Below are 14,997 nucleotides of genomic sequence, written 5' to 3' on the forward strand. Positions count from 1 at the left end.
CTTCCTTCCCGGAAGCGGCGGGCCGCCGCCGTGTCCGGACCGGGTTCCGCCGCCGTGCGGGCCCGGGTTCCGCGGCGGCGTCCGGACCGGTGCTCCGTCGTCGTGTCCGGCCCCGGCCGGTACCGGCCGTCCTACACTGGCCCGCTGTGAACGAAACACTCGGGGACGCCGCGCTCGTCCTCGTCTTCATCCTGCTGGGCGGGTTGTTCAACGTCGCCGAGATCTCGCTGATCTCGCTGCGCGAGGGCCAGATCCGGACGCTGGAGGCGCACGGCACCCGCCGCGCCGCCCGGGCCGCGCACCTGGCCGCCGACCCCAACCGCTTCCTGGCCGCCGTCCAGGTCGGGGTGACCTGCATGGGCTTCCTGTCCGCCGCCTTCGGCGCGGACACCCTGGCCGGCAAGGTCGCCCCGCTGTTCGTCCGGGCCGGGCTGTCCGAGGGCGTGGCCGCCGCGGTGGCCCTGGTCGGCCTCACCCTGGTGATCAGCTACGCCTCGCTGGTGCTGGGCGAGCTGACCCCCAAGCGGATCGGCCTGCAGCGCGCCGAGTCGATCGCGGTCGTCGCCGCCCCGGTGGTGGACGTGATGTCGGTGGTGCTGCGGCCGGTGATCTGGCTGCTCGGCCACTCCACCAACCTGATGGTTCGGCTGCTCGGCGGCGACCCGACGGCCGGCCGCGGCTCGATGAGCTCCGAGGAGCTGCGCGGCCTGGTCGCCGCCAATACCGAACTCGGAAGCGACGAACGGGCGTTGATCGCCGACGTGTTCTCCGCCGGGGAGCGCCAGCTGCGCGAGGTGATGGTCCCGCGCACCGAGGTGACCTTCCTGGACGCCGAGCGCCCGCTGGCCGCCGTCCGGCACCAGGCCGACACCTCGCCGCACTCGCGCTACCCGGTGGTCGAGGGCAGCGCCGACGCGGTGGTCGGCTTCGTCCACGTCCGCGACCTGTACGGCGCGCGCGGCGAGCAGGCCGTCAAGGTCCGTGACCTGGCCCGCCCGGTGAAGCTGCTGCCCGGCACCAAGCGGGTGCTGGAGGCGATGGGCGAGATGCGCCGGGAGGGCCACCACCTGGCCATCGTGGTGGACGAGTACGGCGGCACCGCCGGGATCGTCACCCTGGAGGACCTGGTCGAAGAGGTGATCGGCGAGATCCGGGACGAGTACGACAGCCCGGCGGCCGCCCCCACCCGGCGGCTGGCCGGCGGCGGCATGGAGCTGGACGGTCTGCTCAACCTCGGCGACTTCGCCGAGGAGACCGGCGTCACCCTGCCCGAGGGCCCGTACGAGACGGTGGCCGGCTGCCTGGTCGCCGCGCTCGGCCGGCTGCCCCGGGACGGCGACCAGGTGCGGGTGCCCGTCGAGGGGGGCGGCGGGGTGCTGCTGACGGTGGCCAAGGTCGAGGGCCGGCGGATCGCCCGGGTGGGGGTGAGTGCGGTCACACTGGCCGAGCCCGCGGGGGCGGAGGTTTCCTGAGCGGTCGGTGGAACTGGAAGAATGGCCCGCATGGTCAACGCAGCGGTCACTGGTCCGGTCAAGGACCGTCCCCGGGTGCTCTCCGGCATCCAGCCCACTTCCGGCTCGTTCCACCTCGGCAACTACCTGGGCGCGGTGCGCCAGTGGGTCGACCTGCAGAAGGACAACGACGCCTTCTACATGGTCGTCGACCTGCACGCGATCACGGTGCCCCAGGACCCGGCGACGCTGCGCGAGAACACCCGGGTCTCCGCCGCCCAGCTGCTCGGCGCGGGCCTGGACCCGGACCACTGCACGCTGTTCGTCCAGTCGCACGTGCCCGAGCACGCGCAGCTCGCCTGGGTGATGAACTGCCTCACCGGCTTCGGCGAGGCCTCGCGGATGACCCAGTTCAAGGACAAGTCCTCCCGGTACGGCGCCGAGGGCACCACGGTCGGCCTGTTCACCTATCCGATCCTCCAGATCGCGGACATCCTGCTCTACCAGGCCGACGCCGTCCCGGTCGGCGAGGACCAGCGCCAGCACGTGGAGATCACCCGCGACATCGCCGAGCGCTTCAACACCCGCTACGGCCGGACCCTCACGGTGCCGAAGCCGTACATCCTCAAGGAGACGGCGAAGATCCAGGACCTCCAGGACCCGGCCGTCAAGATGAGCAAGTCGGCCTCCTCGCCCAAGGGCCTGGTGAGCCTGCTGGACGACCCGAAGGCCAGCGCCAAGAAGTTCAAGAGCGCCGTCACCGACACCGGCACCGTCGTGTCCTACGACGAGGAGGGGAAGCCGGGCGTCTCCAACCTGCTGCGCGTCCACTCCGCGCTCAGCGGCCAGTCGGTCGAGCAGCTGGTCGCGCACTTCGAGGGCAAGATGTACGGCGCCCTGAAGACCGAGCTGGCCGAGCTGTTCACCGAGTGGGTCACCCCCTTCCAGGAGCGCACCCGGCTGTTTCTGGACGACCCGGCCGAGCTGGACCGGGTGCTGGCGATCGGCGCCGAGAAGGCCCGCGAGGTGGCGTCGGTGACGCTGGAGACGGTGTACGACCGGATCGGCTTCCTCCCGGCCGCCAAGCGGTGAATCCCCTCACACGCCTGCCCGGTGGTGACGGCCTCCCCGAGGTCGTCACCATCGGCGTGTCCGTGAGCGTCCCGGACCCGTACGGCACGGCGATCCAGGACGCCCGGGCCGGGCACGGCGACCCGCTGGCCCGGTCGATACCCACGCACGTCACCCTGCTGCCGCCGACCGAGGTGCCCGCGGGGGAGCTGCCGAAGATCGAGGAGCACCTGGCGGCGGTGGCGGCCGCGCACCGGCCGTTCCGGATGCTGCTGCGCGGCAGCGGGACCTTCCGCCCGGTCTCCCCGGTGGTGTACGTCCGGGTCGAGGAGGGCGCGCAGGAGTGCCGGCTGCTGGAGGCGGACGTCCGCTCCGGCCCGCTGGCCCGCGAGCTGGCGTTCCCGTACCACCCGCACGTGACGGTCGCCCACGGTCTGCCGGAGGACGTGCTGGACCAGGCGTACGAGCAGGCGCGCGGCTTCCGGGCGGACTTCCCGGTGCCGGGCTTCGGCCTCTCCCGCTTCGACGCGGACGAGGTCTGGCGGCCCTGGCGGAGCTACCCGTTCGGGTGAACCGGGGCCTGCTCCGGGGCGTGTCCGAGGGTGTGTCCTAGCCCTCCCCGGCCGCCGAGTTCGAGCATCCGGTCGACCACCCGGCGGGCCGCGCCGCCGTCGTCCAGCGCGCAGTGCTCGGCCCGGAAGCGCCGGTAGCGCTCGGCGTAGCCGGGCGGCGGTCCGCCGTCGCCGTCGGCCAGTTCGCGCAGCGCGCCGAGGAGTTCGGCCGACGTGGGCACCAGCGGGCCGGGGGCGTTCGACTCGAAGTCGAAGGAGAAGCCGCGCAGGGTGTCGCGGTAGTGCTCCAGGTCGTAGGTGAAGAAGTACATCGGGCGGCCGGTGATGGCGAAGTCGAACATGATCGACGAGTAGTCGGTCACCAGCACGTCCGCGACCAGCAGCAGTTCCTGCGGGTCGGGGTAGTCCCCGCAGTCGTACAGGAAGCCGTCGCCGGCGCCCGGCAGCGGCTCGCGGACGTGCGCGTGCGGACGGACCAGCAGCACGTGGTCCGCGCCGAGCAGGCGCCGCGCGTGGCCGAGGTCCAGCCGCAGGTCGAGCCGGAACCCGTCGCCGTCGCCGCGCTGCTGGTCCTCGCGCCAGGTCGGCGCGTACAGCACGATCCGCCGGCCCTCGGGGACGCCGAGCCGGCGGCGGACGGCCGCGGCGGCCCGCGGGTCCGGGCGGGCGAGCACGTCGTTGCGCGGGTAGCCGGACTCCAGCAGCTCGCCGCCGTAGCGGAAGGCGCGCCGGAGGATCGGGGTGGCGAACGGGCTGGGGGAGAGCAGCAGGCTCCACTGCGGGGTCTCCCGGTCGAGCGCCCGCAGGTAACCGCGGTCGGCCAGCCAGGGGCTCTCGACGTCGTGGGCGATCCGCTTCAGCAGGGAGCCGTGCCAGGTCTGCACGACGACCTGGCCGGGGCGGCGCTCCAGGAAGTCCGGGAAGTGGGTGTTGCCGACCAGGTACCGGCAGGTGGCCAGCGCGCGGTACCACTCCGGGCTCCAGCTCCGCACCGGGACGACTCCGGGCGGCAGCGCGGCCTGGGCGTCGTCGACCACCCACAGGTGCTCCAACCGGCCGTCCCGGCGGGCGAGTTCGGCGTGCACCGCGCGCGGGGAGTCGGCGTAGCCGCGGCCGCCGAACACGTCGTACAGCACCGCCTCGCGCAGCGGCGCGCGGCGGGCGGCCGGGTAGCGCTCGGTGCGCAGCCGGTGCTGGGTCCAGGCGCTGCGCTCGGTGGCGGTGAGCACCGGGGTGGAGTCCACCACCAGGGTGTCGTGCCACCGGCGTTGCAGCAGGATCCGCTTGCCGCCGGCGGTGGTGGCGGCGGGGACGGCGGTCAGCGCGGCGGGGGCGGCGAGCAGCGGCCGGCCGTCCCCGGGGCGGCCGACCGGCTCCAGCGCGGCCTCCCAGACGCCCTTGCGCAGCGGCAGCGGGACGCCGTCCGAGCCGGTCCGGGTGGCGGGCACCCGGGCCCGGAAGCGGCCGTCCGGGCCGGTGCCGACCGGGGTGCGGACCTCGCTCGCGGAGCCGGGGTGGCGCAGCACCAGCTCCAGTGCCGAGGCCGGGCCCGGGCAGTGGCCGGACAGCTCGAAGCCGCCGTCCCGTACGGCGATCCGGTCGACCAGGCCGGCCGCGGGCTGGACGCAGAGCTGGAGCCGGCCGTCGGCGAGGTGCTTGAGGTAGAGCACCCGGTCCGGGGCGCCGGGCAGCGGGTGCTGGCCGGCCACCGGGCCGCCGCGCTCGTCGAGGCAGGGCTGCACGGCGGCGCCGTCGGGGTACAGCAGTTCGGCGTCCCAGTGCTCCAGCCGGCCGCCGCCCCGCCCGTCGGCGGTGAACGGCCGGTACGGCACCCGGACGGTGAAGGTGTTGCCGGTTCGGGCGAGCGGCCGCTCGACCACCGCGTCGCTCTCCCGGTGGCGTAGCCGCAGCACGGTGCCGGAGGGGCAGGTGTCGGCGACCCCGTCCAGGTCCAGGCCGTCGGGGGCGGGGGCGGCCCGGGTGACCAGGACGGCCGGGCGCTCCAGCCGCAGGTGCAGCCGGCCGTCGGCGAAGAACGGCTGGAGCCGGACGTCGTGGTCCACCCAGTGGGCCGGCGGGTACTCGCCGGACCCGCACCAGTACGGGGCGAGGGCGCCGTACCGGCGGCGCACCCGGGCGGGGCGGGGGCGGGTGAAGAGCGTGGCCTCGATCCGCCAGTCGCCGAGCAGCCAGTGGCCCCCGCGGCGCAGCCGGCCGGGGGCTATCAGGGCGGTGAAGCCGGACCAGTCGTGGTTGTGCTCGGACTGGGCGCTGTCGTCGGTGACCTCGGGCATCCGGCGGGGGCGGGAGCGCAGGTGCAGCGGCGGCTGGGAGCGGTTCTGGTGGCGCAGGGTCAGCCAGGTCCAGGCGGAGCCGGGCCGGCCGGTGTCCTGGCCGTCCGGGCGGGCGAAGCCGGTGAGCTCCAGGCCGCGGCCGTGCCAGCGGGCGCGCAGCAGGCCGAAGGCGACGTCCTCGTCGGCGGCGGGGTGGTCGGCGGCCACCCGGGGGGCGGCGTGCGGCAGGACCAGCCGGGTGAGCACAGGCATGGCGGTGGGAGCCCTTCGGGAGGGAGATCCACATCCCATCCAGAAATGGCGCCGGGGTCAATTGCACGCTTTTTCGAATGCCCCGGGGAATGCTTTTTCGGGAACGCCGGTTCGACATTCGAAATCGGTTTTCCGGTCGTTTCCGGATCCGGCTCCGGAAGCGCACGGGCGCCCGGCACCGATCGGTGCCGGGCGCCCGCCGGATCGTGCGCGGGGGCTACTCCTTGCGGAGCATCGCGTCGACCACCCGGATGGAGGCCTTGCCGTCGTCCAGGTCGCAGTACGCCTCGCGGAACGCGGCGGCCCGGTCCGCGTACTCGGCCGCGACCTCGTCCACCCGGCCGAGCACGGAGAGGAGCTCCTCGGAGGTGGCCGGCATCGGGCCGGGCGCCTCGGCCTCGAAGTTCAGGCTGAAGCCGCGCAGGTTGTCGCGGTAGTGCTCCAGGTCGTAGGTGAAGAACACGATCGGCTTGCCGGTCGACGCGAAGTCGAACGCGCTCGCCGAGTAGTCGGTCACCAGGACGTCGGCGATCAGCAGCAGCTCCGCCATGTCGGGGTAGGTGCCGACGTCCCAGATGTAGCCGTTGCCGGCGCCCGGGATCTGGCCGCACATCAGGTGGTGCCGGCGCACCAGCAGCACCTGGTCGTCGCCGAGCGCGGCCCTGGCCGCCGCCAGGTCGATCCGCAGGTCGATCTGGTAGCCGTCCTGCGGCCGGCGCCGGTCCTCGCGCCAGGTCGGCGCGTAGAGCACGACCTTCTTGCCCTCGGGCAGGCCGAGCCGCTCCCGGACCTGCTCGGCGGTCTTCTCCCGGTCGGTCGCGAACAGCAGGTCGTTGCGGGGCGAACCGCTCTCCAGGATCTCGCCCTTGAAGTCGAAGGCGCGCCGCAGCACCGGGGCCGACCAGCGGTTGCCGGCCACCAGCAGGCTCCAGTTCGGGACTTCCCGGGCCAGGCTCCTGAGGTACTTGGAGTCGGTGAACCAGACCTTCTCGAAGTCGAAGCCGATCTGCTTCAGCGGAGTGCCGTGCCAGGTCTGGACGACCACCTGGTCGGGGCGGCGGACGAAGAAGTCGGGCAGGTGGGTGCTGGCCACGACGTACTTGGCGGTGGCCAGCGCCTCGTACCACTCCGGGCTGCGGTACCGGAGCGCGGTCGCGCTCTGCGGCAGCTCGGCCTGCATGTCGTCGTTGCCCCACAGGTGCTCCAGCGGCAGGCCGCGGCGGACCAGCTCCTCGTGCACCGCCCGGGGCGAACCGGAGTACGTGCCGTACTTGCCGGTGTGGTACAGCACCGTGTCGCGCACCGGCAGCCGGCGGGCGGCCGGGTAGTCCACGCTCTGCAGCTGGCGCTGGCGGTAGCGGGCCCCCTCCTCGGGCAGCAGCACCGAGTGCGACTCCAACGACAGGGCGTCGTGGTCGCGGCGCTCCAGCAGTATCCGCTTGCCGCGGGACTCCACCTCGACCGGCAGGACGTCGAAGCAGTCCGGGGTCACCAGCGCGGCGGCGTCCGGCAGTTCGGGCACCGGCACGCCGACCGGGCGGAAGACGACGTTCCAGGTGCCCCGGGAGAGCGGCACCCGGCCGGCGAAGGAGGCCGTCGGCACGGCGGGCAGCGCGGTGCGGAAGCGGCCGTCGGAGATCTCCACCGGGTAGGCGTGCTCCTCCTCGCGCCACTCGTGACGGACCACCAGCTCCCAGCGGTGCGCGCCGGGCAGCGGGAACGAGCCGCTCAGCAGGAAGCCGTCGGCGCCGCGCGAGGACACCTCGTCCACCAGCGGCTGGAGCACCTGGTCGGTGAACTGGAGGTGCCCGTGGGGGGAGGGCTTGGAGTAGAGCGCCCGGCGCTCGGCGACCGGGGCCTGCGGGTTCAGCGCCAGGTGCAGCTGCTCGGGCGCGTTGCGGTCGTCCCAGGCCAGCTGGACGGTGCTGCCGTCGGCCAGCAGCAGCGCGCCGTCCCAGTGGTCGCGGCTGCGCTCGGCGGCCACCGGGTCCAGCTCGGCCCAGGCCTCGCGGACGGCGGTCAGCTCGGCGACCGGGAAGGCCGCGGTGAACGGCTGGAGCGAGCCGACCGGAGCGCCCAGCTCCAGCGGGAAGGTCAGGTGGCGGTCCGACTCGGTGTGGGTGAGCCGCAGCCGCGCCCCGGCGAAGCTCGGGCCGGAGCGGGCCGCGCCCGAGACCTCCAGCCGGTCGCCGTGGGCGGCCAGGCCGGTCACCCGGGCCTTGACCGTCTCCACCCGGAGGTAGACGAAGTTGTCCCGGATCCACGGCACGATCCGCACGTCCGGCTCGACCCAGTGCGACGGGAGGTACAGCGCGCTGTCGCTCCACCCGGCCGAGATCCGGCCCTTGTAGACCCCGCCCTTGCCCGCGCCGGCCACCAGGAGACGCCAGTTGCCGTCCTTCCACTGGCCGCGGTGCTTCAGCTTCTTCGGGTCTATGGCCACGGTGAAGCCGGACCAGTCGCAGCTGTACAGGTCGTGGTGGCAGCTCGCGGTGGCCTCGGGGCTGTACGTCGTCCGCATCGGCACCGCGATGACCCGGCGGCCCTTGGCCTCGCGCAGCACCAGGGTGCGGACCATGTCGTGCTTGCCGGCCGCGCCCAGTTGCTCCGGGTACGCGTGCCCGGTCAGCCGGAGCTTCCCGTCCTCCCAGGTGCTGCGGTACAGCCGGCTGCGGATCACCAGCGAGTTGTCCAGCTTGAGCACCCCGGCCGGCACGCTCTTGCGCCCGCCGCGCAGGAACGGGTAGTCGGCGTACGGGCGCAGCAGGCCGCGGGCCTGGACACCGCCGCCGCTCTCGCGCTCGTAGGTGATCTGCTCGACCAGCTCGTCCATCCGGCCGGACAGGGTCAGGTGGTACTTCAGCCGCAGCGGTGCGCGCAGCCGGGCGACGTGCTCGGCGCCGATCGACCGGAGCAGCCGGCCGACGTGCTGGAGGTAGGCGTCCCGGTACTCCTTGTCCCCTTCGACGAGGGACGAGAAGAACATCGGGATCTCCTCGACGAGGGTGTTCTCGTCGTAGGAGCGCAGGTACTCGGCGAAGCGCGGCTCGGTCTGCTTCGTCAGCCAGGCGCGGACCAGCTCGACCGAGGCGACCCGGTCGATCAGGCCCCTGGGGTTGGTGCGCATCTGCGTGATCGACATCTCGCCGACCTCGCGCTCGCGCCAGTGGTAGATCGGCTCGGAGAGCACGTCCACGCTCTTGGCCAGGTAGTGGTGCGGCACGCTGACCGGCGCGTCCTCGTAGAGGATGCCCTCGGGGTAGAGCAGGCCGGCCGCGTCGAAGAACGAGCGGCGGTACACCTTGTTCCACGCGGTGCGGTCGGTGACCAGCGCCGGGATCTCGGTGATGTGGGTCTTGAGCCTGGTCTCCTTGAACGGCTTCAGGTGGCCGCCGGACTGGTAGTAGCCCACGGCGCGGAAGCGCAGCACGTTGCCGGTGCAGAAGTCCGAGCCGGTCTCGTCCAGCGTGTTGATCATCAGCTCGTACGCGCTCGGCGGCATCGAGTCGTCGCTGTCCACGAAGCAGAGGAACTCGGAGTCCGGGTCGATGTGCCGGATGCCGGTGTTGCGGGCCGCGCCGAGGCCCTTGTTCACCTGCCGGACCAGCCGGAACCGGGAGTCCTGGGCCGCGTACGCCTCGGCGAGCGCCGCGCTGCCGTCCTTCGAACCGTCGTCGACCATGACGCACTCGAAGTCCGTGAAGGTCTGGGCGGCGATCGAGTCGAGGCATTCGACGAGGTAGCGCTCGACGTTGTAGATCGGGACGACGATGGAGAGGCGGGGAGCCATCGGCTACGCAGGCCTTTCTCTGGAGGAGCGTGGCAGCCCGTACGGGGTCTGACCGCACTTGGATCGGTGCGTACGTGCGCCCCCGATCCTACCTCCGGGGACCTCGCCCACCCGGGGACCACTACGCTGGGTCCGTGTCCCGTTTCAGCGTGATCGTCCCCGTGTACCAGGTCCAGGACTACCTCGCCGAGTGCCTCGATTCGGTGCTCGGCCAGGACGGCCCGGACGTCGAACTGATCGCGGTGGACGACCGCTCCCCGGACGGCTGCGGCGCGATCCTGGACGGGGCCGCCGCCGCCGACGCCCGGGTCCGGGTGCTGCACCTGCCGGAGAACGTCGGCCTCGGCCGGGCCCGCAACGCCGGCCTGGAGGTCGCCACCGGGGACTACGTGGTCTTCCTCGACAGCGACGACACGCTGACCCCCGGATTGCTGAAGAGCATCGACGAGCGGCTCACCGCCACGGGTGACCCGGACATCCTGGTTTACGACTACGCCCGCACCTACGCCGACGGCCGGATCACCCGGGCCGCCTCCGCGCACGTCTTCGGCGCCGCCTCCCCGGACGTCTTCGACCTCGACGCCCGCCCCGACCTGCTCGACCTGCTCCAGGTCGTCTGGAACAAGGCCTACCGCCGTGATTTCATCACCGAGCAGCGGCTGGTCTTCCCGGCCGGCTACTACGAGGACACCCCCTGGACGTACCCGGCGCTGCTCGCCGCCGCCCGGATCACCCTGCTCGACCAGGTCGGCGTGCACTACCGCCAGCGCCAGGAGGGCGGCAACATCCTGGCCACCGCCAGCCGCAAGCACTTCGACGTGTTCGCCCAGTACGACCTGGTCTTCGCCTTCCTCGACGGCCGCCCCGACCTGGACCGCTGGCGCCCGGTCGTCTACGGCCGGATGCTGCACCACCTCAACACCGTGGTCTCCAAGCCCGGCCGGGTCCCGCCCGGCGACCGCCGCGAGTACTTCCGCCGGGCCGCCGAGCACTGCGCCCGGCTGCGCCCGGCCGGCTACCGGCCGCCGGCCGGCGTGGACGGCGTGCGCACCGAGCTGCTCAGCCACGGCCGCTACGGCGCCTACCAGGCCGTCCGGGCCCTCGCCAAGGCCCGGCGACTCGTCAAGCGCTGAGCGCGAACTGACGCCCGTTCGGGGGACGGACCGGCTATAACCGGTAGGTGGACTTCCTGACCCGCCTGCCGGTCGTCGGCCCGCTCGTGGCCCGGGTGCTGCGCAGCCGCCCGTACCGGGTGTACGAGTACTTCTCCGCCGCCCGGGGCAACCGGCTGGCCGGCGCCGTCACCTTCTTCGGCTTCCTCGCGCTCTTCCCGCTGCTCACGGTGGGCCTGGCGGTCGCCGCCGCGACACTGAGCGACAGCCGGGTCCACGAGCTGCAGGAGCACATCTCCGACCAGCTGCCGGGGCTCTCGGACGCGCTCAACCTGCCCGCCCTGGTGGCCAACGCGGGCACCGTCGGACTGGTCGGCGGGGCGCTGCTGCTGGTCTCCGGCCTCGGCTGGGTGGACACCATGCGCACCTCGATCCGCGACCTGTGGCAGCTGCCCCAGGAGGAGGGCAACCCGGTCCTGCGCAAGGGGTGGGACGTGGCGGTGCTGGCCGGCCTCGGCCTGGTGTCGCTGTTCTCGCTGGCCACCTCCGCCGCCGGCACCACGCTCGCCGGCCGGATCGCCGACGCGATCGGCCTCAACAGCGGGTACCTGCTGACCGCGGTCGGCGTGCTGATCGCCATAGCGTGCGACATGCTGCTCTTCGCCTACCTGCTGGCGCCCTTCCCCGGGATCACCGACCAGCGCCGGCGGGACCTGGTGCAGGCCGCGCTGATCGGCTCGGTCGGCTTCGAACTGCTGAAGCTGCTGCTCGCCTCCTACCTGGGCTCGGTCGCCGGACGGAGCCTGTACGGGGCGTTCGCCACCCCGGTGGCGCTGCTGCTGTGGATCAACTTCGTCTCCCGGCTGCTGATGTACTGCGTGGCCTGGACGGCGACGGCGGACCCGGTGGCCGCCCGGGACCGGACCAGGGCGCACGGGCGGGCGCTGCTGGAGGCGGCCGACGAGGCGGAGGCGGCGGCGGAGGCGGACGCGGCGGAGCGGGCCGCCCGGTCCGAGCAGCGGAAGAAGGAGAAGGAGCAGGAGAACGGGGAGGGCGAGGACGAGGGCGAGGGGAGGGCCCGGCCCCGGGACTGAGGCCGAGCCCTCCCACCCGTCGGCGGGTCAGCCGGCGGAGCGGCGCCGCAGCAGCACCAGCGAGCCGTACCCGGCCGCGGCCCCGGCCAGCACCACGGCCGACCAGCCGCCGAGGCCGAGCCCGCCGCGGGTGCCCATCGCCGCGGTCGGGGCGGTGGTGGCCGCGGGGTGCGGCGGCGGTGCGGGCGTGCCCTCGGCGCCGCCGGCCTGGCCGGTCGGCTCGGCGCCGCCGGGCGGGAGCTCGTCGACCAGCCTGCCGACCGGCTGGACCTTGCCGGCCGCGGCGAAGCCCCAGTCCAGCAGGGCGGCCGTCTCGTCGTACACCCGCTGGTAGCTGGCCGGGTGCATCACCGTCACCAGCAGGGTGCGGCCGTCGCGCTCGGCGGCGCCGACGAAGGTCGAGCCGGCGTTGGTGGTGGTGCCGTTCTTCACCCCGATCAGGCCGGGGTACTTGCCCAGCAGCCGGTCGGTGTTGGCGATCCCGAAGCTGCCGCGCTGGCCGGTGTTCCGGTCGACGGCGCCCGGGAACATCGCGTCCCGGGTGGCGCAGTACGTCCGGAAGTCCGCGTTGCGCAGGCCGGCCCGGGCGAACAGCGACAGGTCGTAGGCCGAGGAGACCTGGCCGTCCATGTCGTAGCCGTCCGGGGAGATCACCCTGGTGTCCCGGGCCTGGAGCGCGTCGGCGCGCGCCTGCATCTCGGTGACGGTCTGCTGGACGCCGCCGTTCATGTGCGACAGGACGTGCACCGCGTCGTTGCCGGAGCTCAGGAACACCCCGCGCCACAGGTCCTCGACCCGGTAGTCCAGGTTCTCCTTGATGCCGACCAGGCTGCTGCCGGGGCCGATCCCCTGGATCTCCTCGTCGGCCACCCGGTGCACCGCGTTGCGGTCGAACTTGGGCAGCACGGTGTCCGCGAAGAGGATCTTCAGGGTGCTCGCCGGGGGCAGCCGCAGGTGCGGGTTGCTGGCCGCCAGCACGTCGCCCGACGCCGCGTCGGAGACTATCCAGGACTGGCCGGTGAGGTCGGAGGGCAGCGGCGGGGCACCCGCCATCGGGGCGACCTGGACCCCGGGGAGCCCGAGCCGCTCGCCGCCGACCGCGGCCGACGGGGGCGGCTGCTGCGGGGTCGCGCCCGCCGGGGCGGCGAGCAGGACCGGGAGGGCCGCGGTGACCGCGGCGCACAGGCGCGCGAACGTGAGTCGGGGTGTGGGCACCAGCTGACCGTACCCACTCGGGGCTCCCGCTGCCCTCCCCCCGGAGCCCGTCCTCCGCAGGAGGGGCCCGCCGTACGCCGATCGGCGGCCCGCGCATACTGGGGACGCACACCGCCTTCACAAGCCGAGGACCCCCATGAAGCTCAGCCGTCGCACCTCCTGGTTCCTGACCGCCTTCGGGGTCTGGTCGATCATCATCTGGACGACCTTCGTGAAGAACCTCTGGAAGGACTCCGGCGGCCAGGCCTTCACCAACGGCGACCACTCCCAGCCCACCGCCTTCTTCTGGGTCCACCTCCTCCTCGCCGTCACCTCCTTCGCCCTCGGCATCGCGGTCGGCGCCATCGGCCTGCGCGGCCTGCGCGCCACCCGCCGCACCCCGGCCACCGACTGAAAATCCCCGTTGCCTCGGTCGGACCCCACTGGCAAGATCCTCACGGCTCGCACAGAAGAGCTACAGGACGACACCAGGGGTGGGGATTCGATGAGGAACACGTACGTGCGCAGACTCGGCGGGGTGGCCGCGGCCGCCGTGGCCGCGGGTCTGCTGACCACGCCCACGGCGGCCGTGGCCGACACGGCGCCGGCCGTCCTCGGCACCAGCCAGGGTGGCGACTACCGCAGCGAGGCCTGCGACTCGACCACCGCTCCGGGCTGGGTCGGCTGGACCAACTACGGCCCGACGCTCACCGCGAACGTCGCCGGCACCGGCGCCCGGTTCGCCGTCAGGGACGAGACCACGGGCACCGACCCGGTGTTCACCGACGAGGCCCAGGCCTACGCCCAGCAGGCCAAGACCGTGGTCCGCGGTCTGGTGGACGGGCACAGCTACGCCTGGCACGCCTGGGCCCTCCAGGGGCAGCAGGCCTCCGCCCCGTCGGCGGACTGCCGCTTCACGCTGGACACCACCCCGCCGACCGCCACGGTCTCCTCGCCGGACTTCCCGGACGGCGGTCCAGCCACCAAGTACGCGGGCCAGAAGGCGACCTTCGTCATCAAGACCGCCGACCAGGCCCCGACCGGTGGCGCGGGCTCCGGCGTCGCCTGTGTCCGGTACGGCTTCGACTACCTCGGCGTGGGCGGATGCGACTCGCGGAACGCGGTCAAGCCGGCCGCCGACGGGACGGTGACGCTCGACCTCAAGGTCCTGAGGTGGGGCACCAACACGCTCAACGTCCAGGTGCTGGACAACGTGAGCAACGTCGCCAACGCGTCCTTCACCTTCTACGCCCCCTCGAACCCCAACCCGCCGAAGACCTTCGGCGACGTCGACGGGGACGGTGTTGCGGACATCCTGCTGCCCGACGCGCAGGGCAATCTGCAGTACATCGGCGTGAACGCGTCCGACACCACTCCCAACGCGACGATCCGGGCGCTCGCCTCGCCCGATCACAACGGCTGGGCGTCGTACCAGGTCATCCACCGCGGCTGGTCGAACGACCACGCGCCGTCCTCGGACGACCTCTTCCTCTACCAGCCCGGGTCGGACTACCTCTACCTGTACCGGAACTCCGACTACGGATCGTTCTCCGGGAGCATGATCGGCGCCAGGCGTCCGAGCACCTGCGTGGACGGGGCGGGCGCGCAGACGGCGTGCCCGGCGGACTTCGCCGACGACTGGTCGAAGGCGGAGCAGATCGTCGCGTTCGGCCCGGCGGCCGGCGGCTTCGGTCCGTCGCTGGTGACGCTGGAGGACGGCAACCTCTGGCTGCACGCCGGAGGCGACTTCGCGTACGGCTGGGCGAAGGCCCGCAAGCTCACCACCACCGGCGACTGGGCCGGCTACGACCTGATCGCCCCCGGTCCGGACGCGGCCGGGAACCTCGCCCTCTGGGCGCGCGACCGGGCCACCGGCGAGCTGCACGCGTACCCGGTCCCGAAGCAGGCCGACGGCAGCTTCGACTACTCCGCCCTCGCCGACCCGAAGGCGGACGTCGTGGCCACCGGCTTCACCACCGCCGCCTACCCGACGCTCGGCAGCTCGGGCGACGGTGACGGGGACGGCAAGCCCGACCTGTGGGCCGTCACTCCCGACCGGCACCTGGTGACCTTCAGCGGCTGGTCCGCGCCGAAGGACCTCGGCGCCCTGCGCTGACCCGGCACGACGGAACGGCGAAGGCCCCCGCCCGATCCGAGGATCGGGCGG

General features: G+C 73.2%; 10 protein-coding genes. 7 read left to right on the forward strand and 3 right to left on the reverse strand.

The window, feature by feature from the left end; translation table 11 throughout:
* The first annotated feature begins 146 nt into the window (after window positions 1-146).
* The 3 genes from ACFRQN_RS35185 to ACFRQN_RS35195 all read left to right on the forward strand — a co-directional run bounded on the left by ACFRQN_RS35185 (window position 147) and on the right by ACFRQN_RS35195 (window position 3,094).
* Window positions 147-1,472, forward strand: a complete 1,326-nt coding sequence (locus ACFRQN_RS35185) for a hemolysin family protein (protein ID WP_049654801.1) — start codon at window positions 147-149, stop codon at window positions 1,470-1,472.
* A 30-nt stretch (window positions 1,473-1,502) separates the two neighbouring features.
* The gene (gene trpS, locus ACFRQN_RS35190; RefSeq protein ID WP_049654802.1) at window positions 1,503-2,543 is read left to right on the forward strand and encodes a tryptophan--tRNA ligase; all 1,041 of its coding nucleotides are present in this window, start codon (window positions 1,503-1,505) and stop codon (window positions 2,541-2,543) included.
* A gap of 62 nt (window positions 2,544-2,605) precedes the next feature.
* Window positions 2,606-3,094: a 2'-5' RNA ligase family protein gene (locus tag ACFRQN_RS35195; RefSeq protein ID WP_375877443.1), complete on the forward strand. Its 489-nt coding sequence runs from the start codon at window positions 2,606-2,608 to the stop codon at window positions 3,092-3,094.
* Here ACFRQN_RS35195 and ACFRQN_RS35200 read toward each other — a convergent pair.
* Entirely contained in the window at window positions 3,079-5,640 is a 2,562-nt protein-coding gene (locus tag ACFRQN_RS35200) for a CDP-glycerol glycerophosphotransferase family protein (RefSeq protein WP_380744540.1), read from the reverse strand. The two genes, ACFRQN_RS35195 and ACFRQN_RS35200, sit on opposite strands and share 16 nt — an antisense overlap.
* A 217-nt stretch (window positions 5,641-5,857) precedes the next feature.
* Complete coding sequence (locus ACFRQN_RS35205) at window positions 5,858-9,430, reverse strand: CDP-glycerol glycerophosphotransferase family protein (RefSeq protein WP_380744542.1); 3,573 nt, start codon at window positions 9,428-9,430, stop codon at window positions 5,858-5,860.
* 134 nt (window positions 9,431-9,564) lie between these two features.
* Between ACFRQN_RS35205 and ACFRQN_RS35210 the strand changes: the two genes are divergently transcribed.
* Window positions 9,565-10,563, forward strand: a complete 999-nt coding sequence (locus ACFRQN_RS35210; protein WP_117488177.1) for a glycosyltransferase family 2 protein — start codon at window positions 9,565-9,567, stop codon at window positions 10,561-10,563.
* Window positions 10,564-10,610: 47 nt separating this feature from the next.
* The gene (locus ACFRQN_RS35215) at window positions 10,611-11,636 is read left to right on the forward strand and encodes a YihY/virulence factor BrkB family protein (RefSeq protein ID WP_380744545.1); all 1,026 of its coding nucleotides are present in this window, start codon (window positions 10,611-10,613) and stop codon (window positions 11,634-11,636) included.
* Window positions 11,637-11,663: 27 nt separating this feature from the next.
* Here the strand turns inward: ACFRQN_RS35215 and ACFRQN_RS35220 are convergent, their stop codons facing one another.
* Window positions 11,664-12,851, reverse strand: coding sequence for a D-alanyl-D-alanine carboxypeptidase family protein (locus ACFRQN_RS35220; protein WP_380744548.1), 1,188 nt, complete (start codon window positions 12,849-12,851; stop codon window positions 11,664-11,666).
* Window positions 12,852-12,987: 136 nt separating this feature from the next.
* On the opposite strand from ACFRQN_RS35220, the gene ACFRQN_RS35225 reads away from it, so the two are divergent.
* Complete coding sequence (locus ACFRQN_RS35225; protein WP_049649180.1) at window positions 12,988-13,245, forward strand: SCO4848 family membrane protein; 258 nt, start codon at window positions 12,988-12,990, stop codon at window positions 13,243-13,245.
* A gap of 90 nt (window positions 13,246-13,335) precedes the next feature.
* Window positions 13,336-14,946, forward strand: a complete 1,611-nt coding sequence (locus tag ACFRQN_RS35230) for a hypothetical protein (RefSeq protein WP_143204608.1) — start codon at window positions 13,336-13,338, stop codon at window positions 14,944-14,946.
* Window positions 14,947-14,997: the final 51 nt, after the last annotated feature.

The sequence above is a fragment of the Kitasatospora sp. NPDC056800 genome, assembly GCF_042789775.1.
Taxonomy (GTDB): domain Bacteria; phylum Actinomycetota; class Actinomycetes; order Streptomycetales; family Streptomycetaceae; genus Kitasatospora.